Source organism: Mesorhizobium opportunistum WSM2075 (genome assembly GCF_000176035.2).
Classification (GTDB): domain Bacteria; phylum Pseudomonadota; class Alphaproteobacteria; order Rhizobiales; family Rhizobiaceae; genus Mesorhizobium; species Mesorhizobium opportunistum.
Map to the genome: position 1 here is coordinate 4,174,019 of NC_015675.1, position 17,974 is coordinate 4,191,992.

At 63.2% G+C, this 17,974-nt stretch carries 17 protein-coding genes and 1 riboswitch; of the genes, 10 read left to right on the plus strand and 7 right to left on the minus strand.

Annotation, left to right across the window (positions count from 1 at the left end):
• Nucleotides 1–20: 20 nt before the first annotated feature.
• From MESOP_RS20120 to MESOP_RS20160, 9 genes are all read left to right on the plus strand, one after another.
• On the plus strand, nt 21–1,466 hold the full coding sequence (locus MESOP_RS20120) for a type II and III secretion system protein family protein (RefSeq protein ID WP_013895178.1): 1,446 nt from the start codon (nt 21–23) through the stop codon (nt 1,464–1,466).
• A 4-nt stretch (nt 1,467–1,470) separates the two neighbouring features.
• On the plus strand, nt 1,471–1,740 hold the full coding sequence (locus tag MESOP_RS20125; protein ID WP_013895179.1) for a hypothetical protein: 270 nt from the start codon (nt 1,471–1,473) through the stop codon (nt 1,738–1,740).
• 46 nt (nt 1,741–1,786) lie between these two features.
• Nucleotides 1,787–3,001, plus strand: a complete 1,215-nt coding sequence (locus tag MESOP_RS20130; protein ID WP_013895180.1) for a CpaE/TadZ family protein — start codon at nt 1,787–1,789, stop codon at nt 2,999–3,001.
• A complete protein-coding gene (locus MESOP_RS20135) occupies nt 2,998–4,419 on the plus strand; it encodes a TadA family conjugal transfer-associated ATPase (RefSeq protein WP_013895181.1) in 1,422 nt (473 codons plus the stop codon). Before MESOP_RS20130 ends, MESOP_RS20135 begins: the two co-directional genes overlap by 4 nt.
• A 5-nt stretch (nt 4,420–4,424) precedes the next feature.
• Complete coding sequence (locus MESOP_RS20140) at nt 4,425–5,390, plus strand: type II secretion system F family protein (RefSeq protein WP_013895182.1); 966 nt, start codon at nt 4,425–4,427, stop codon at nt 5,388–5,390.
• 1 nt (nt 5,391) lies between these two features.
• Nucleotides 5,392–6,357, plus strand: coding sequence for a type II secretion system F family protein (locus tag MESOP_RS20145; protein ID WP_013895183.1), 966 nt, complete (start codon nt 5,392–5,394; stop codon nt 6,355–6,357).
• A gap of 143 nt (nt 6,358–6,500) precedes the next feature.
• Complete coding sequence (locus MESOP_RS20150) at nt 6,501–7,334, plus strand: PA3715 family protein (protein WP_013895184.1); 834 nt, start codon at nt 6,501–6,503, stop codon at nt 7,332–7,334.
• Between the two features lie 162 nt (nt 7,335–7,496).
• On the plus strand, nt 7,497–7,970 hold the full coding sequence (locus MESOP_RS20155; protein WP_041164856.1) for a hypothetical protein: 474 nt from the start codon (nt 7,497–7,499) through the stop codon (nt 7,968–7,970).
• Between the two features lie 170 nt (nt 7,971–8,140).
• On the plus strand, nt 8,141–9,316 hold the full coding sequence (locus MESOP_RS20160; protein ID WP_013895186.1) for a GGDEF domain-containing protein: 1,176 nt from the start codon (nt 8,141–8,143) through the stop codon (nt 9,314–9,316).
• Here the strand turns inward: MESOP_RS20160 and gcvP are convergent, their stop codons facing one another.
• From gcvP to gcvT, 3 genes are read right to left on the minus strand one after another with little or no spacing between them, the layout of a single operon-like run.
• Nucleotides 9,317–12,127, minus strand: coding sequence for an aminomethyl-transferring glycine dehydrogenase (gene gcvP / locus MESOP_RS20165; protein WP_013895187.1), 2,811 nt, complete (start codon nt 12,125–12,127; stop codon nt 9,317–9,319).
• 17 nt (nt 12,128–12,144) lie between these two features.
• Nucleotides 12,145–12,513, minus strand: coding sequence for a glycine cleavage system protein GcvH (gcvH, locus tag MESOP_RS20170; RefSeq protein ID WP_013895188.1), 369 nt, complete (start codon nt 12,511–12,513; stop codon nt 12,145–12,147).
• A gap of 5 nt (nt 12,514–12,518) precedes the next feature.
• Nucleotides 12,519–13,619 (minus strand): glycine cleavage system aminomethyltransferase GcvT, encoded by a 1,101-nt coding sequence (gene gcvT, locus MESOP_RS20175; protein ID WP_013895189.1) that lies wholly within the window; start codon nt 13,617–13,619, stop codon nt 12,519–12,521.
• Between the two features lie 149 nt (nt 13,620–13,768).
• Nucleotides 13,769–13,855, minus strand: a riboswitch (glycine riboswitch).
• Nucleotides 13,856–14,088: 233 nt separating this feature from the next.
• Here gcvT and MESOP_RS20180 point away from each other — a divergent pair.
• Nucleotides 14,089–15,090 carry a hypothetical protein gene (locus MESOP_RS20180; protein ID WP_013895190.1) on the plus strand — a complete coding sequence of 334 codons (1,002 nt, stop codon included), beginning with the start codon at nt 14,089–14,091 and terminating at the stop codon, nt 15,088–15,090.
• Here the strand turns inward: MESOP_RS20180 and MESOP_RS20185 are convergent.
• The 4 genes from MESOP_RS20185 to MESOP_RS20200 all read right to left on the minus strand — a co-directional run bounded on the left by MESOP_RS20185 (nt 15,087) and on the right by MESOP_RS20200 (nt 17,973).
• Nucleotides 15,087–15,524, minus strand: a complete 438-nt coding sequence (locus MESOP_RS20185) for a GNAT family N-acetyltransferase (protein ID WP_013895191.1) — start codon at nt 15,522–15,524, stop codon at nt 15,087–15,089. The genes MESOP_RS20180 and MESOP_RS20185 overlap by 4 nt on opposite strands.
• The gene (locus tag MESOP_RS20190) at nt 15,524–16,315 is read right to left on the minus strand and encodes a molybdopterin-binding protein (protein WP_013895192.1); all 792 of its coding nucleotides are present in this window, start codon (nt 16,313–16,315) and stop codon (nt 15,524–15,526) included. Before MESOP_RS20190 ends, MESOP_RS20185 begins: the two co-directional genes overlap by 1 nt.
• A gap of 1 nt (nt 16,316) precedes the next feature.
• Nucleotides 16,317–17,198 (minus strand): cytochrome b/b6 domain-containing protein, encoded by an 882-nt coding sequence (locus MESOP_RS20195; RefSeq protein ID WP_013895193.1) that lies wholly within the window; start codon nt 17,196–17,198, stop codon nt 16,317–16,319.
• Between the two features lie 97 nt (nt 17,199–17,295).
• On the minus strand, nt 17,296–17,973 hold the full coding sequence (locus MESOP_RS20200; protein ID WP_013895194.1) for a DUF1345 domain-containing protein: 678 nt from the start codon (nt 17,971–17,973) through the stop codon (nt 17,296–17,298).
• Nucleotide 17,974 lies beyond the last annotated feature (1 nt).

Below are 17,974 nucleotides of genomic sequence, written 5' to 3' on the forward strand. Positions count from 1 at the left end.
GGACCGGGTGGGACGGGACAATGCTGATGCGTACCCTATATGGAATGACGGGCCGGTCGTGCTTCGTGCGCGCCCTGGCGATGGCGGTTTCGCTGGCCGCGGGCGCGATGCTCGCCTTCGCCGGCGCGGCCAGGGCGGACAATGACATCGTCTATGTCTCGGCGACCAAGAATGCGTCGATAAAAGTCGCCAAGGGCAAGCCCAAGACGATCATCACGAGCGCGGCTTTCTACCAGATCGTCATCGGCGATCCCGAGATCGCCAACGTCAATCCGCTGACCGATAAATCCTTCTATGTGCTGGGCAACAATCTCGGCACCACCGGCATCGCGCTGTTCGACGACAAAAAGCAGCTTGTCGGGACCGTCGACATCGAGGTGACGCTCGACACCGACGAACTGGCGAACACCATCCGCGCCAGCGTGCCGGACGCCAAGATCAAGGTCGGCTCGGCCAATGGCCGCGTAGTGCTGTCGGGCGAGGCGGACGACGCCGTCGCCGCCGAGAAGGCAAACAAGATCGCCACCCGCTTTTCAGGCAATGAGGAGGTGATCAACTCGGTCAACATCTCGTCGTCGCAGCAGGTCCAGCTCAATGTCCGCTTCGTCGAGATCAACCGCCAGGCGGGTCAGGATCTGGGTGCAAAATACAGCGCCAATTTCGCCTACGGCTTCGGCGGACGCGATGTTTCGCTGGAGCCCGGCACGGTGCCGGCGGCGGGAACCGGTGAAATCATCGGCCGGCTGCTATCCAATGGCGTCTCCATCGATATCGCCATCAAGGCGCTGGAAGAGCGCGGCCTTGCCCGGCGGCTGGCGGAACCGAACCTTATCGCCCGTTCCGGCGAGACGGCGAGCTTCCTGGCCGGTGGCGAATTCCCGATCCCGGTTTCGGAAGAGAACGGCAAGATCTCGGTCAGCTACAAGAAATACGGCGTCAGCCTGGATTTCAAGCCGACCGTGCTCAAGGACGGATTGGTCAGCCTGGACATCGCGCCGGAAGTCTCTTCGATCGACGCGTCGGCGTCCTACAACATCGGCAACATTTCGGTGCCGGGTTTCATCGTGCGCCGTGCCAGGACGTCGGTCGACCTGAAGAACGGCCAGAGCTTCATGATCGCGGGGCTGCTGCAGTCGCAGAACGACATCACCACCTCGCGCATTCCCGGTCTCGGCAAGATGCCGGTGCTTGGAGCGCTGTTCTCGTCGAAATCCTACCAGCGGCGCGAGACCGATCTGGTCATCATTGTCACGCCCTATCTGGTCAAGCCGGTCGATCCGTCGAAGAAAATGGCCGAGCCGACCAACGGCACGCAACCGGCCAGCAACGCCGACTACTTCCTCAACAACACGGAGGAAGTGAAAGGGTCGGATACCAACCGCGCCCTGGCTATGGCCGACGGCGGCGCCGCACGGGCCGCTCCCGCCACCACGGTCGGACATTTCCTCGACCTGCCGAAGGACTGAAGCCATGCGTCTGATCCTGAGATCGAGCGTCGCCTTGCTGCTTGCCGGTTTCGCCGGCGGCTGCACCAGCGACGACTATGTACGCAGCGAAGGCGTGACGTCGGGCGCCGGCGACGCCCAGGCCGCCAACACCGTCATGCAGATGGTCGACCCGTGGAAGTACGGTGTCCAGAACACCAGGCTTCTGGTGCCTGCGAAGCGTGGCGATGCCGGACCCGTCACGCCCGATCAGGCGGCGGGCGCGAAGGCAGCGCAAACAAGCACAAGCGACTGAATCGAAAAGGCAATCGATCAAGGCGATCGACCTACAGGCGGCAAGAATGGCAAACGGCATCAAGACCAAGAAGATCCTGCTCGTATCGACGGACAGGACCTTCGTGCAGGACACGCGGACCGCGTTCGCCGCTTCCGAGATCATCCAGCTCTCGACTGTGGACAAGAGTGTCACCGAACTGCGCGGCGAGGTCCAGGAGACCGACTTCGGCGTCATCATCGTCGACATGGACGCGGCAAGGCTGGAGGAAGTCGAGTCGCTGCAGCGCATCATGCGCCGGCTGGAAGGCAAGGCGCCGGTGGTCGTAGTCACCCAAGAGTTCAACGCCGCAGCCGTGCGCATCCTGGTACAGCTCAAGGTCGCGGACTTTCTGGTCAAGCCGATCACCACCGCCGACCTGGTGCGCTCGGTCGTGCGTGCCCTGCAAGGGCCGGGGCGCGAGGAAAACACCGAATCGCAGATTTACACTTTCATGCCGGCCGCCGGCGGCGTCGGCACCACGACGCTGGCGCTGCAGACGGCCTTCCAGCTGCATCACTCGGTGACGCGCGGTGCCTCGACCTGCGTGGTCGACCTCAATTTCCAGCAGGGTGCCTGCGCCGAATATCTCGATCTCGAGCCGCGTTTCGACATCACCGAGATCGAGAACCAGCCCGAACGCCTCGACCGGCAGCTGCTCGACGTGATGCTGTCCAAGCATGCGAGCGGGCTTTGCGTGCTGGCGGCGCCGACGCATCCCTCGGAAATGCGCTCATTCAAGACCGATGTCGTGGTGCGTATGCTCGATCTCGTGTCGGCCTACTTCGACAATGTCGTCATCGACATGCCGCGGACCTGGTTCCCCTGGACGGAAACGGTGCTGCTTGGCTCCAACAAGCTCTACATCGTCGCCGAGATGACGGTGCCGTGCCTGCGCCACACGCAAAGGCTGATCCAGGCGGTCTACGAGACGGTGGGCAAGGAAGTGAAGCCGAACGTCATCGTGAACCGTTTCGAGCAGAAGATGTTCGACAATGGCATCAAGCAGGCGGACGTCCAGGAAATCCTGGGCGAGCATTTCGTCGGCGGCATCGCCAACAACTACCGGCTGGTGCGCGAGGCGGTCGACCGCGGCGTACCGCTGCACGAGATCGATCCGAACGCCAATGTCGTCAACGACCTCAAGCGGATCATCCTTCCGGAAGAGGCGGTCGCGATCGGAGCCAAGTCGAAATCGCTGTTCGGCCTCGGCAGGAACCTGTTGAAGAGGAAGGCCGGATGACCAGCCGTTTTTCCACCCTGCAGAACCGCGATGCGCGCCCACAGCGTCCGGCGGAATCAGCCCCGGTCGCGCACCATGCGGTCGTCATCCCGACCAGTCGAAAAGCTTTGCCGGCAAAGCCGGAGACGGCACCTGCAAAGAATGCCAACAAGGTGCTGGATGCCCGTGTGCGCATCCACAGGATGCTGCTGGAGGAGATCAACCTTGTCGCGCTGGAGCGTTTGCCCCGCGAGGAGATGCGCCGGCAGGTGCATGATTTCGTTTCGGAAAAAACCCGCCAGGAGCGGATGGCGATCAACACCGCCGAACTCGACGCACTGGTCGACGACATCGTCGACGAGATGGTCGGCCTCGGTCCGCTGGAGCCGCTGCTCAAGGATCCCGACATCAACGACATCCTGATCAACGGCCACCAGAACTGCTTTGTCGAAAAGAAGGGCAAGCTGCAGCAGGTCCACATCCCGTTCAAGGATGAGGCGCATCTCCTGCGGATCATCAACAAGATCGTCGCGGCCGTCGGCCGTCGCGTCGATGAATCGCAGCCGATGGTCGATGCGCGCATGCTGGACGGCTCGCGCTTCAACGCGGCCATCCGCCCGGTTGGTGTCGACGGGCCGCTGGTGTCGATCCGCAAATTCTCCAAGAACAAGCTCGGCCTGCACAAGCTGGTTGAATTCGGGGCCATCACCCAGAACATGGCCGAGGTGCTGGCGGCGGCGGTTCACGCCCGCAAGACGACGATCATTTCGGGCGGCACCGGCACCGGCAAGACGACGATGCTCAACGCGCTGTCGGCCTTCATTCCGGAAGACGAGCGGCTGATCACCATCGAGGACGCGGCCGAACTCCAGCTGCAGCAGCCGCATGTCGCGCGCATGGAGACGCGCCCCGCCAACATCGAGGGCCATGGCGAGTTAAAGCAACGCGATCTCGTCAAGAACGCGCTGCGCATGCGTCCCGATCGCGTCATCCTCGGCGAGTGCCGCGGCGAGGAGGCCTTCGATATGCTGCAGGCGATGAACACCGGCCATGAAGGGTCGATGGCGACCATCCATGCCAACACGCCGCGCGATGCCATTTCGCGTCTCGAACAGATGCTGGGCATGACCGGCATGCCGATGACGGTGCAGTCGATCCGCAGCCAGATCGCCAGCGCCATCGACCTCATCGTCCAGCTGACCCGGCTTTCCGACGGCAAGCGCAAGGTGACGAGCGTTGCCGAGGTGACGGGCATGGAAGGCGACGTCATCCAGATGCAGGAGATATTCCGCTTCGTGCGCACCGGCATGGACGCCGACGGCAGCATTCTCGGCTATTTCGAGGCGACCGGCATTCGGCCGCGCTTCCTCGAGGATCTGCGCGCGATGGGCATCGAGTTTCCCGGACGATATTTCGAACCCGGCCGGCCGCAGGAGTAGACAGGGTGTTCGACGGACTGAGCGCTATCTATGTCGTCTATGCCGGGGCCGCGCTGACCGGCATCATGATCGCCGAGGCCTGTTATCTTCTCTATGCCGGCCGCAGCGACAAGCGCACCGCCATCAACCGGCGCATGAAGCTGCAGGAAAACAAGATCAGCCAGGAGCAGGTGCTGATCCAGCTGCGCAAGGAGCGTGGCCTCGATGCCGGCACCTCGCTGTTGTCGCCGGATCGGTTCCGGGCGCTACGCACGCAGTCAGGCATGATCATGCCGCTGTCGAAATTCCTGATGATTACCTCCGCCGTGGCCATGGCCATGGCGCTGGTCGCCATCTGGCATGGATTGCCGCTCTTGATGGGGCTTGTCCTGTTCGTCGTTCTGGTGCCGCTGGTGCCGGTTATGGTGATGCGCTTCATGCGCAAGCGCCGGCTCAAGCGTTTCGGCATGCAACTGCCGGAGGCCCTGGAGCTGATCACCCGCGGCCTCAAGGCCGGTCATCCGGTGCCGGTGGCCATTGCCATGGTGTCGCGCGAAATGCCCGACCCGATCGGCACCGAATTCGGCGTCATCGCCGATGAGGTGACCTATGGTTCCGATTTGGTCTCGGCGTTGAATTCGCTGTTCGACAGGGTCGGCCACGAAGACCTGCCGCTGTTCATGACCGCCGTCTCGATCCAGTCCAGTTCTGGCGGCAATCTGCGCGAGATTCTCGATGGCCTGGCGTTGACGATCCGCGAGCGGGGCAAGCTGCGCCGCAAGGTGCGTGCCATCTCGACCGAGGGCCGCCTGTCGGCCTACATCCTGACGGCTATCCCGGCGCTGCTGTTCGCCGGCATCATGGCCATGATGCCGGGCTTCTACCGCGATGTCTGGGACGAGCCGAAAACCTGGTACTTGATCGGCGGGTCGGTCACCTGGCTGATGCTGGGCAATCTGATGATGTTCAAGATGTCGAATTTCAGGTTCTGACATGCAGGGCTTCATCGAGTTCCTCGCCTCGCTTGCACCGACCTCATTGACGCCGGTGGCCATCCTGCTCCTGGCGCTGGGCACCGTGGCGGTCGGCTGGCCGATGGTTGCGGCGAAGGGCGACCGCAACGATGTGAAGCGCCGGCTCAAGGTCGACCATGGTCCCGTGGCCGCAAGACCCGAGCCGGTGCAGAAGAAGAACGCCAACGTCGTGCGCGAGAAGGCGGTGAAGCGGGCGCAGGAATTCTATGCCAAGAGCGATCCGGAAAACGTCGCCCGGCTGCGCATGAAGCTGATCCAGGCAGGCTATATGGAGCCGCGCGCTGTCGGCATGTTCTTCATCATCCGCTTCTCGGCGCTGATCGGCGGCGCGATTGGCGCTTTCGTCCTCAACCGGTGGCTGGCCAGTGCCGACGCGACGATGACCAGCCGCTGGGCGTTCATCATCCTGTCGGGCGTGGCCGGCTACTTCCTGCCCGGTCTGGTGCTCTCCCAGAAGACGCGGGAGAAGATGCGCGAATACCGCAATGGTTTTCCCGACTTCATGGACCTGATGATCGTCTGTTCGGATGCCGGCATGAGCATGGAGGCCGGCATCGAGCGCGTCTCGAAGGAACTCGCCAGGACCTATCCGGCGCTCAGCCAGAACCTGCAGCTGGTGTCGCTGGAACTGAGGGCGGGGCGCAGCCTCGACGATGCGCTGAAGGCACTCGCCGACCGCCTCAGCCTGGACGAGGTCCGTTCCTTCGCCACGCTGCTGCAGCAGTCGAAGGAACTCGGCACCAGCCTGTCGGGAGCGCTGCGCGTCTTCTCCGACGAGATGCGTCACAAGCGCATGTCGCTGGCCGAGGAAAAGGCGCATGCCTTGCCGGCCAAGATGTCGATCCCGGTGACCGTGTGCATCCTGCCGGTGGTGCTGATGATCGCGATCATTCCGATCATCGTCAAAATGACGGGCACGCATTAGGACCTGTCCTATTCCGAAGGAGCAGGATTTCGAACAGTACTGCATCGGGATCTGCAAAGTCAGCAAATGAGAGTCGACAAATGCAGAGCCGGGGCTGACAACCCATCATCCTGCCCGAACGCGGCCCTGCGATGCGAGGACTCATGCGAATTCTTCTGTGTACTCTCTCTGTCTCTCTCGCTCTCGCCGCCGCCAGCTTTTCGACCGCCCAGGCCGCGGCCGACGATTGCGGCGATGCCGCAGCCCTGGTGCAGCAGGCCTATCCCAAGGCTCGAAAGAGCGCCGACGGCGCCTCGTTCACGCTCGACCCCCATACCAGCATTGTCCTGCTCCCGCAGGATGATACACCGGGCGTGGTCTGCAAGGTCTGGCCCGCTCATGACGATCTGCTGCTGGCCTCCGTGCCGCTGATCGATAGCGCCAAATCCAGCGACGACGAGCATTATGGCGATATCGAGCTTCTGGTCGTCGACAGGAAGACCCTGCAGGTGCGCCAGCGCCTGCTTCAGCCCAGGCTGATGAACGATGATGCTATTGCGATCCGCAAGATCGAACTCGATACTGGCCGCTATGTCCTGGCGCCCGGCGTCACCGCCTTTGGGCTGCGTATCGACATGGCAAATCACTCGCAGCCCAATCCGTTCAGCGAGACCGATCTGCGGCTCTACGCCATTGCCGGTGGCGCCCTTCATGCGGTGCTCGACGGCCTTGTGGTGGCCAACTATGGCGGTGAAGGCGACACCAATTGCGCTGGATCCTTTCATTCGAGCCAGGTCAGCCTGACGATGAGCCCGGCGAGCCACCATGGCTATCACGATATTGTCGTGGTCGAGCGGTCGGATACGGACGACCCATCTGTCGACAAGAATGGCGAGTGCCAGTCCCATCCCGGCAAGCCTGTGAGCCGCACTTACCGGCTGCGCTATGACGGCGGCCGCTATCCGGTTCCGGACGAGCTCAAGGCCCTGGCGCCGTGAGAATGCACTTGCGTCTGCCGGATGGAGGTGTTGCCGCCCAGTGGTTAACAGCTGGTATCCCCGAAACCAAATCTTGTATGCATTTCGGCACCGAAGCTTAACCGCCGTGCTGTAGTGTCCTTGCTGAAGAACGACCCGGCAAATCGGGCGACGGGGCAGGGCATGCGTCAGACAAAATTTGCGGTGGTCGCCACGATGGCGGCCGTCCTGATGATCACCGGGTGCACGACGAACAACAACGTCGATACGACCAAGACCACGGCTATCCAGCCGGCGGCAAAGGCCGTCGACACCTCCGACCTGGCGGAAGGCAAGGCGCAGTTTCGCGACGCCAATTATGGTCTCGCCGAACAGCATTTCCGTAAGGCCGTCGAGCTGAAGGCCGACAATGCCGAGGCCTGGATGGGGCTCGCCGCTTCCTATGACGAACTCGGCCGCTTCGATTTCGCCGACCGTGCCTATGGCCAGTTGCTGAAGGTCGCCGGCCGCAAGCCGCAGATCGTCAACAATATGGGCTATTCGCAACTGTTGCGCGGCAACAAGAAGAAGGCCAGGGCACTGCTGCTCGAAGCCAAAGCCGGCATGGCCGACCCCACGGTCGTCGACGCCAATCTCGCTTTGCTGAACAAGGGCTGATGTTTCCTGCTCCGCGCCCGGCGTGGTGCGGTTTCGGGACAGATCGCATCGACGGTTTGTAAACCCTATCCGCAGGTTGGATCGAGAGATCGGCTGAAAACCATGTCCGAGGGCTGCCGCTGACCTAGAATGCAGCACAACCGCCGACGCTCGAGAGGCCTCCACCCGACATGTTGGACTTCAGTTCGCTCCTGCTCGCAGCGGCGCTGTCGGGCACTTGCCTCAGCGTCACCATGTTCGCGATCTGGTTTACCGCGCCGCGGGCCAGCTTCGTCCTGACGGTGGCGTGCGGCATTCTCGTGCTCGTCGCGCATGTGATCCTGTTCTGGCAGTACACCAGGGATCCCGATCCGGTGCTGTGCCAGACCGCACTGGCGCTGCTCAGCCTGGGGTTCCTGATCATCTGCCTGTCGGCCATGCAATATCTCGGCGTGTCCGACTACGGACGTGCCGTCGTGCCGACGCTCTGCGCCATGGCCGTCTGTGCGGCGGTGACCTTCCTCGGTCTTGACGGCATCGGCTTCGTCATCACCTACGCGACGGTAACCGTGCTGCTCTCGGCGATCGGGGCCATGTTCTGGATCAACGGCAGCCACGACCGGCGGATCCTGCTGGTGGTCTCGTTCCTGAGCGGCACCTGTGCGGTGTCGTTTGCTCTTTGCGGCATGGTCTTGTTGGGCAAGGGGCAGTGGACGCTGGGGGCGGCGCCCGACAACTGGGCCGAACGTCTCAATTCCGTCGTCGCGGTGGCCTGCATGACCGGCCTCGGCGCCTTGACGCTTTCCCTTCACCATCTGCAGGCGCAGATCGAGCTGAAGGCCGAGACGATGACCGATCCGCTGACCGGGCTGATGAACCGCCGCGGGTTGACGTCACTCTATGGCGAGCGGACTTTCGGTCCGTTCATGGCGATCGTCATGTTCGACCTCGATCACTTCAAGAGGACGAACGATGTCTATGGGCACCCGGTCGGCGACCAGGTACTGTGCCGGTTCGCTGCCGTCATAAACAACTACGCCAGGACTGGCGTCGATGCCTTTCGCCTGGGTGGCGAGGAGTTCGTAATCGTCATGTCGCGGATGACGGAAGAGCGGGCCTATGACCTCGCCAGCAGGATCGGCGTCGCCTTCGGCGCCGAGGTCGTTCCCACTCCGCTCGGTCCGTTGCGCAGCACGGTCAGCGGGGGCATCGGCTTTGGCGGGGCTGACGGCAGGTCGCTCGATGACGTGCTGGCCGAGGCGGACGCCGCGCTTTACGCCGCCAAGCGCGCCGGCCGCAATTGTGTCGTCAGCCGCAAAGGGATGGGCAAGGCCGAGCCGGTCAAGCCGGCCTTGCGCTCCGCGTAATTATTCAGCCGCTCCCAAATAGTCCGACAGCGGCGGGCAGGAACAGACCAGGTTGCGGTCGCCGGCGACATTGTCGATGCGCGACACCGGTGGCCAGTACTTTGCCGCGGTGTCGGCGTCGCCCGCGGGATAGGCCGCTTCGAGCCGCGAATAGGGATGGGTCCACTGACCCGCCAGCGCCTCGGCCGCGGTGTGCGGTGCGTTGACCAGCGGATTGTCGTTGAGCGGCCATTCGCCCTTCGCCACTTTCGCTGCCTCGCCGGCGATGGCGATCATCGCCTCGCAGAAGCGGTCGAGTTCGCGCTTGGGCTCGGACTCCGTCGGCTCGACCATCAGCGTGCCCGCGACCGGGAACGACATGGTCGGCGCATGGAAACCATAGTCGATCAGCCGTTTGGCGACATCGTCGACACTGATGCCGGCGCTGTCCTTGAGCACGCGCGTGTCGAGGATGCATTCATGCGCGATGCGATCGTGCCGGCCCTTGTAGAGCAGCGGGTAATACGGCGCGAGCCGTGTCGCCACATAGTTGGCCGAGATGATGGCGGTCTCTGTCGCCTGCTTGAGGCCAGCGGCGCCCATCATGCGGATATACATCCAGGTGATCGGCAGGATGGAAGCGCTGCCGAACGGCGCGGCCGACACGGCATGTGCCGAGCCTTCGGTGACATGGCCCGGCAGATAGGGCTGCAAATGCGCCTTGACGCCGATCGGGCCGATGCCGGGACCGCCGCCGCCATGCGGGATGCAGAAGGTCTTGTGCAGGTTCATGTGGCAGACGTCGGCGCCGATGTCGGCGGGGCGGGCCAGCGCGACCAGCGCGTTGAGGTTGGCGCCGTCGAAATAGACCTGGCCGCCATGTTCGTGGATGAGGGCGCAGAGGTGGCGCGCGCCTTCTTCATAGACGCCATGCGTCGAGGGATAGGTGAACATCAGCGCGGCGAGATTTTTGGAATGCTCGTTGGCCTTGGCCCGCATATCGTCCATGTCGATGTTGCCGTCCTCCAGGCAGCGCACGACGACAACGCTCATGCCGGCCATCGCCGCGCTGGCCGGATTGGTGCCATGCGCGGAGGAAGGGATCAGGCAGACGGTGCGATGGCCTTCGCCGCGCGAGCGGTGATAGGCGCGGATGGCGAGCAGGCCGGCATATTCGCCCTGGCTGCCGGCATTGGGCTGCAGGCTGACGGCGTCGAAGCCGGTGATCTCGGACAGCCACCCCTCCAGTTCGCCGATCATGGCGCGATAGCCGGCCGAATGGCTGGCCGGCGCGAAGGGATGCAGATTGGCGATTTCAGGCCAGCTCACCGGCATCATTTCGGCCGCCGCGTTGAGCTTCATGGTGCAGGATCCGAGCGGGATCATGCTGCGGTCGAGCGCCAGATCCTTGTCGGCCAACCGACGCAGCAAGCGCATCATGTCGGTCTCGGAGCGGTTCTCCTGGAAAACCGGCTGGGTGAGGAACTCCTTGCCGCGCGGCTTGCCGGGCATCGAGCCGGCTTGGGCAGCGCCTGGCTTGGCGCCGAACAGGGCGGCGATCGCCTCGAGATCCGCCTCGGTCGAGGTTTCGTCGAAGGCGATGCCGATGTGGTCGGCATCGACGACACGCAGCAACCGGCCACCCTTTTCAGCGGCGGCCGCGATCGAGCCTGCCTTGCCCTTCACTTCTGCCGTCACCGTGTCGAAGCGGCTGGAGCCGAGCACGGAGATGTTTGCTGCCTTGAGCCCCGCTGCGAGGCGGTTGGCGAACCCATGGATGCGTTCCGCGATCGCCTGCAGCCCGGCGGGGCCATGCCAGATCGCATAGGCCGTCGCCATATTGGCGAGCAGCGCCTGCGCGGTGCAGATGTTGGAGGTCGCCTTGTCGCGGCGGATATGCTGTTCGCGGGTTTGCAGGGCAAGGCGGTAGCCGGGACGCCCCTTGCTGTCGGTCGACTGGCCGACCAGGCGGCCGGGCATCAAGCGGGTCAGCTTGTCGGAGACTGCGCAATAGGCGGCGTGCGGCCCGCCAAAGCCCATCGGCACGCCAAAGCGCTGCATCGGACCAACGGCAATGTCGGCGCCAAGCTTGGCCGGCGCGTCGGTCAGCGTCAGGCCGAGCGGGTCGGCGATGAAGACGACGATGGTGCCCATGGCGCGGGCATTTTCGATCGCAGCCTTGTGGTCGCCATAGACGCCGAATGTGTCCGGCCAGGAGACGAGCAAGGCGGCTGTGTTGTCGTCGATCGTCTCGCCGTCGATCTCGATGCCGAGCGGTTCGGCGCGGGTGCGCACGACATCCAGCGTCTGTGGGTGCGGGATGCCGGCAAGCGCCACCTTGGTGCGCTTGTCGCGGTGGTGGCGCAGTGCGATGCCGACCGCTTCGGCTACCGCCGTCGCCTCATCGAGCAGCGAGGCCGATGCCACCGGCAGGCCGGTCAATTCGGTGACCAGGGTCTGGAAATTGAACAGCATTTCCAGCCGGCCCTGGCTGATCTCGGCCTGGTAGGGCGTATACGCGGTGTACCAGGCCGGATTCTCGAACAAATTGCGCTGGATGACCGGCGGCACGTGCACGCCGTGATAACCGGTGCCGATGAAGCTCTTCAGCACCGTATTCTTGGCCATGATCGCCGACAATTCGTCCAGCGCTTCGGCCTCGCTGGCCGGTGCGGGCAGGGTGAGCGGCAGGTCGAGGCGGATCGACTGCGGCACGGCCTGGCTGATCAGCGTCTCGACGGAGGGAACGCCGATCACGGCAAGCATGGCTCTGACATCGTTGACATCAGGACCGATATGGCGGGCCGAGAACGGGGTGAGTGCTGTGGTCATGGCAATACGTCCTGATATCAACCGATATGAGCTTTGTAGGCGGCCTCATCCATGAGGCTCGCGAGTTGGCCTTCGTCGGCGAGTTTCATCTTCCACAGCCAGCCGGCACCGGTCGCCGCCGAGTTGACCAGCGACGGGTCCGACGACAGCGTGCCGTTGGCCTCGATGATCTCGCCATCGACCGGCGCGTAGACGTCGGAGGCCGCCTTGACGGATTCGACCACGACGGCGGTGTCGCCCTTGGCGAGCTTGCGGCCGGCCTCGGGAAGTTCGACGAAAACGAGATCGCCGAGTTGCTCCTGCGCATAGTCGGTGATGCCGACGGTGGCGACGCCGCCTTCGAGGCGGAGCCATTCGTGATCGGTGGTGAAATAGGTCATTGCCATCGGGGTCATCCTTTGCGGTAGCGATGAGGGGTGAAGGGCAGGGAACTGATATCGACAGGGATTTTCGTGCCGCGCACGTCGGCGAAAAGCCGTGTCCCGGGCTTTGCCAGCGGTGTCGCGACATAGCCCATGGCGACGGGATGACCGGCCGAGGGGCCGAAACCACCCGATGTGACATGCCCGGCCGGATTGCCGTCGGCGTCAAAGAGTGCGGCGCCGGCGCGCACCGGCTGGCGGCCTTCCGGCTTCAGGCCGACGCGCTTTTGCGTGGGGCCTCGCTCCACGGCGGCGCGCAAGGCGTCGGCGCCGATGAAGGCGCCGGTCGCGCGGATCTCCTTGGGAATTGCCCACATCAGCGCGGCGGCGGCCGGATCGGTCTCCGGCGTGATATCCTGGCCATGCAAGCAAAGACCGGCTTCCAGCCGCAGGCTGTCGCGGGCGGCAAGGCCGATCCACAGCACGCGCTCATCTTCGAGAAGCTTCGTGACCAAATCCCGCGCGTCTGTCACCGGCAGGCCGATCTCGAAACCGTCCTCGCCGGTATAGCCCGACCGGCTCATGAACCAGCTTTTGCGCGGTTCGACGCCGTGCATGAACAGCAGCGAGCCGGTCTCGATGCCGGCGCGGGACAGCACGGCCCAGGCCTCGGGTCCCTGAATAGCCAGGAAGACACGGTCGAGCGGCTCGACCGTCGCATCGAAATCCTTGGCAAGGTCACGCAGGTGCTTTTCATCGGCGACGGCATTGCCGGCATTGGCGACCACCATGAACCTGGCATCGCCGAGCCTGGTGATGATCAGATCGTCGAGAATGCCGCCGGCCTCGTTGAGGAAAAAGGACAGTTTGGACTGCGAGATCTCTAGGGCGCCCGCATCCAGCGGGCAGGCGCGGTCGAGCAGCGCCACCGCTTGCGGTCCGCTGACCTCGAACAGCTTCATGTGCGAGATGTCGAAGAGGCCGGCATGCTCGCGGGTGTGAAGATGCTCCTTCATGACGCCGGCCGGATAGGTCAGCGGCATGGACCAGCCGGCAAAGGCGCCAAAGCGCGCACCGGCCGCTGCATGGATGTCTTCGAGGGGAAGGTGTCTGCTGTCGTCGCCCGTCATGTCATCTCCAGAGTCGCACGCAATCGGCCGCGAATGGCGACCAGTCCGTGCCCCTCTGTCTTAAGCCTGAGAGACTCGCGCAGCCGGAACTCTGTCAGCGGCGCTTACACCTTCGGCGCGGGGGCAAGCCCCGACTTTCCAGAGTGTCTTTCCCGTCTACGGTTCTTTTGCCTGAGAGATTTCGGGCGATTTCCCCTTCGGCGGCAGCTCTCGCTGCTCTCTCCCGCAAACAGGTAGGACTCGAAACCTGAGCCCTCGACGCGCCATCCATAGCCCGTCGGCGACACCTTGTCACCTCCCAGCGACATCAAAGGTGCGTTGATATTCAGATGATGCCTGACCTGAATCCCAACACACCGAAAGTGCGCCGCGCTGACAAGTCTTCGCTAACCACGCCGTTTGCCGGTTTTTCAAGACACTCCTGATATAGCAGGCGGATGTGACGCTTTGGGGCGGATGGGAACGACAGATGGGCGAATTGATCATGAGCGCGCCGGTGGCGGGGCTGACTTCGAAAAGTCGCATCACCGCGGAGGATGTAGCCATGCTGCGCCACGAAGTGTTCGGCGATGGTGTGGTGACGCGGGGCGAGGCCGAGGCACTCTTTGCGCTCGATGCGACGGCGAAGGACAAATGCCGGGAATGGCCTGAATTCTTCGTCGAGGCGGTCACCGACTACATCGTTCACCAGGAAAAGCCGTCCGGTTACATCTCGCAGGACAATGCCGACTGGCTGGTCCGCACGATCTCGCGTGACGGCATGGTCGACAGCCGGACCGAGCTCGAATTGCTGGTCCATGTGCTGGAAGAGGCGAAATCGTCGCCGAGCCGGCTTTGCGTCTATGCGCTGGAGCAGGTCGCGCATGCCGTCATCGACGGCAAGGGGCCGCTGATGCTGGGCGGCGCGCTGGTGCCCGGACTGATCGCCAAAGCGGAAGTCGAGCTGTTGCGCCGTATCCTTCATGCCCATGGCGGCGACGGCAACATCGCCATCACCCGTGCCGAGGCCGAGGTGCTGTTCCGGATCAATGAGCGGACTGCCCAGGCCAACAACGATCCCTCCTGGAACGATTTGTTCGTCAAGGCGATCGCCAATTTCGTCATGTGCTCGGCCGGCTACGAAGCCCCGACCCGTGACGTGGCGCTACGCCAGGAAACCTTCCTCGATCATGCCGACCTGCAAATCGGCGGGTTCTTCAGCCGCATGGTCTCCGGCGGCCTTGCCGGCATCATCGAGGCCTATCGCTCGCCGGATGACGTCGAGACCGAGTGGGAAGCCAGGAACAGGGCAGCCGAAGCACTCGCCCGCCGTGCCGAAACGATCGATGCCGGCGAAGCCAAATGGCTGGTCGAGCATATCGGCACCAACAGGCCTCTATACGAGAATGAACGCGCGCTGCTGACGCTGATCAAGCACGCCTCGCCGGAGATCCATCCGGCGTTGAAGCCGCTGCTCGACAAGGTGGCTTAGGCTGAGTCGTTCGCTGCGATCGTTTTGCAGAGGATGATGTTGGAATGGCCTTCAGGCCATCCTGCAAACTCGGCCATGCGCTCGAAGCCGGCCTTTTCGTATAGGCCCGGCGCCTGGAAGTCGTGGCTCGATACCCATATCCGTCGGGCGCCGCGACTGGCAGCCTCCGCGACAAAAGCATTGATCAACTGCCTGGCGTAGCCGCGGCCTCGATGGGCCTCATCGATCCACATCAACTCGAGTTCCGACGTGCCTGCCCAGGAATAGCCGGCCACGACACCGATTGTTCGTCCGGCATCCTCGCGAATGACAAAGGCCAGTCCGCGATCATCGTCACGGCCTGTGAGGCGCCGGTTCTCGTTGTGCAGATGGTGTTCCAGTGTACTCCATTCGGAGGACGACAGGTCGTGCTCCGCCTCCATCCGAATGGCCATCAAATCCCGCCATACCAGTCATAGCCATTGTCTTCCCAATAGCCGCCGCGCCCGCCGCCGATATTGGCGAAGCCGTCGACCAGTTCGATCTTGTAGAGATATTTCGGCATCTTGTAGCCGAGCTGGCGCTCGACGCGGACGCGCAGCGGTGCGCCGTTCTCGACCGGCAGCGGCTTGCCGTTGAGGCCATAGGCGAGGATCGTCTGCGGGTGGCGGGCATCGATGAGATCGATCGTGCCGTAATATTTGATGTCGCCGGACAGGCTGCGGTCGATCGTGTCGAGGCAATGGAACATGACGTAGCGCGCCTGCGGCTTGACCACGGCCTGGTCCAGCACCAGCGAAAGCGGCGTGCCGGTCCATTTGGCGATGCAGCTCCAGCCCTCGACGCAGTCATGGCGGGTGATCTGGGTGCGGCTCGGCATGTTTTGAAGTTGCTCGCGGCTGAGCGACAGCGGTTTCTCGACGAGACCCGTCACTTCCAGGCGCCAGTCGGCGAAATTGTTGGCGAGCAGGCCCTTGTAGGTGTCGTCGTCCGGCGCCGTGACACCGTTCGGCCGCTGCGGCTGGCGGATGTCGGCTTCGGCGAATTCCGGCGCCAGCGCGTCGCGGCCGGCGAGCAGGCGCTGTGCGCGGTATGTTAGGCCATTGGCGTTTTCGAGGAAGCTGCGCAGGCCGCTGCCGATGCTCAGCTGGCTGTCGAAGGCATCGCAACCGGACAGCAGGATGCCGGAGGCGGCAAGACTGCCCGCGGTCAGGAACTTACGGCGGCTGATTTCGAATTTCGGCATGTCACGCGCTCCTCTCGGTGGTTTTGTCGTCATGCGCCGGAGGGTCGGTGCGGTACCAGCCGGTGATGATCGAGCGCAATTCGTTGATCGGGCCAGCGGCCAGGATCATCAGGATATGGACGACGAAGAAGCCAACCAGCAGCACCATGACGGTGAAGTGGATGGTGCGCGCCGTCTGCCGGCCACCGAGCAGATCGTTGAGGAACGGCAGCACCGAATTCATGCTGGGTGACATCGCCAGGCCGGTGATGATCATCAGCGGCAAGAGCACGAACAGCACACCGCCATAGGCCATCTTCTGCAAGGTGTTGTATTCGCGGGTGTGATGGAATTTGAGCTTCGCGTGGTCGATGATGTCCTGCGGCAGGCGCTTCAAATCATCGAGGCGCGGCGCGAGATCGCGGCGGATGTGGCCGTTGACGATGCTGGCGACCAGCCACACGATCAAGGTCGTGGTCAATATCCAGGCAAAGAAGAAATGGATGACGCGGGCGGTGCCAAGATCATAGTAGGACGGAATGGTCGCCCAGGACGGAAAGCCGCGTGCCGTCTCGTTGCCTGCTGGACCCGACCAGCCGAGCACGCCGGTCGTGTCGAAGCGGTGGCCGAAGATTTCGGTGTAGCCGCGCGGGCCGGCGTTCGTGTTCTCTGCGCCGATTTCAAAGATGGTGTTGTTATAGCCGAAGCCTGACTGCTTGCCGATATAAAGCTGCGGGCGGGCATTGAAGATCTGCAGGCCGGAAAGCAGCATGAAAAACAGGGAGATGGCCCACAGCCAGTGCGTCAGCCGCGTCCAGCGCGACTGACGATAGATCAGTGTCTTTTCGCTGGACACGGGGGCGTCCGGCCCGGTGGCGGATTGGCTTCTGGCAACCGATTCCATCTTCGTCTCGTCTCCCGGCCTCGCGGCTTGGCGCGCGTGTCATTGTCCTCCTGATACGTCGCGATCCAAACCGATGTTTCATCCGATCACGGATTTATTACGGGCCGCCCAGGCTGACGGCAAGGTTGACGGCGGCTGCGACGATCACCGTGTTGAAGAAGAACGACAGGATCGAATGGACAAGCACGACACGGCGCATATGCGTCGTCGAAATGTTGGTGTCGGCGGTCTGTGCCGTCATGCCGATAACCGTTGAGAAGTAGAGGAAGTCCCAGCCTTCGGGTCGCTTGTCGCCTGGAAACAGCAGACCTCCGACCGGAATCTTCTTCTTGGTGCCGGCATCGACCTCGTCGCCGTCCATCCAGTAGACATGGGCATAGTGGAGCGCTGCCATGGCGTGGATGGTGAACCAGCCCAATGGGATCGACAGCAGCGCGAAAGCGAGCTCGATCGAGTGGCCTCTGTCCTTCTGATTGATCAACAGGAACAATGAGATAATGGCTACAATGACGACGACGAGCGTTACAGCGAAGATGACCAGTACAGGCTGGTCGGTGTCGCGCGCATTCTTGCTCAGATACCTGCCGGTGAACTTTGGCATCTGGGAAACGACGAGAATGACGTAAGCGGCAAAGAATGCGTTGGCGCCGATCGAATAGGCGAGCTGGGCATGGAGCAGCAGCGCAACGAGGAGGGCGAAGACACCGAAACACGCCGACGCCGCGAACAGCATGTGGCGGTGGATGGGTTTCTCGACCGGGGTTTCGGCGGCCATG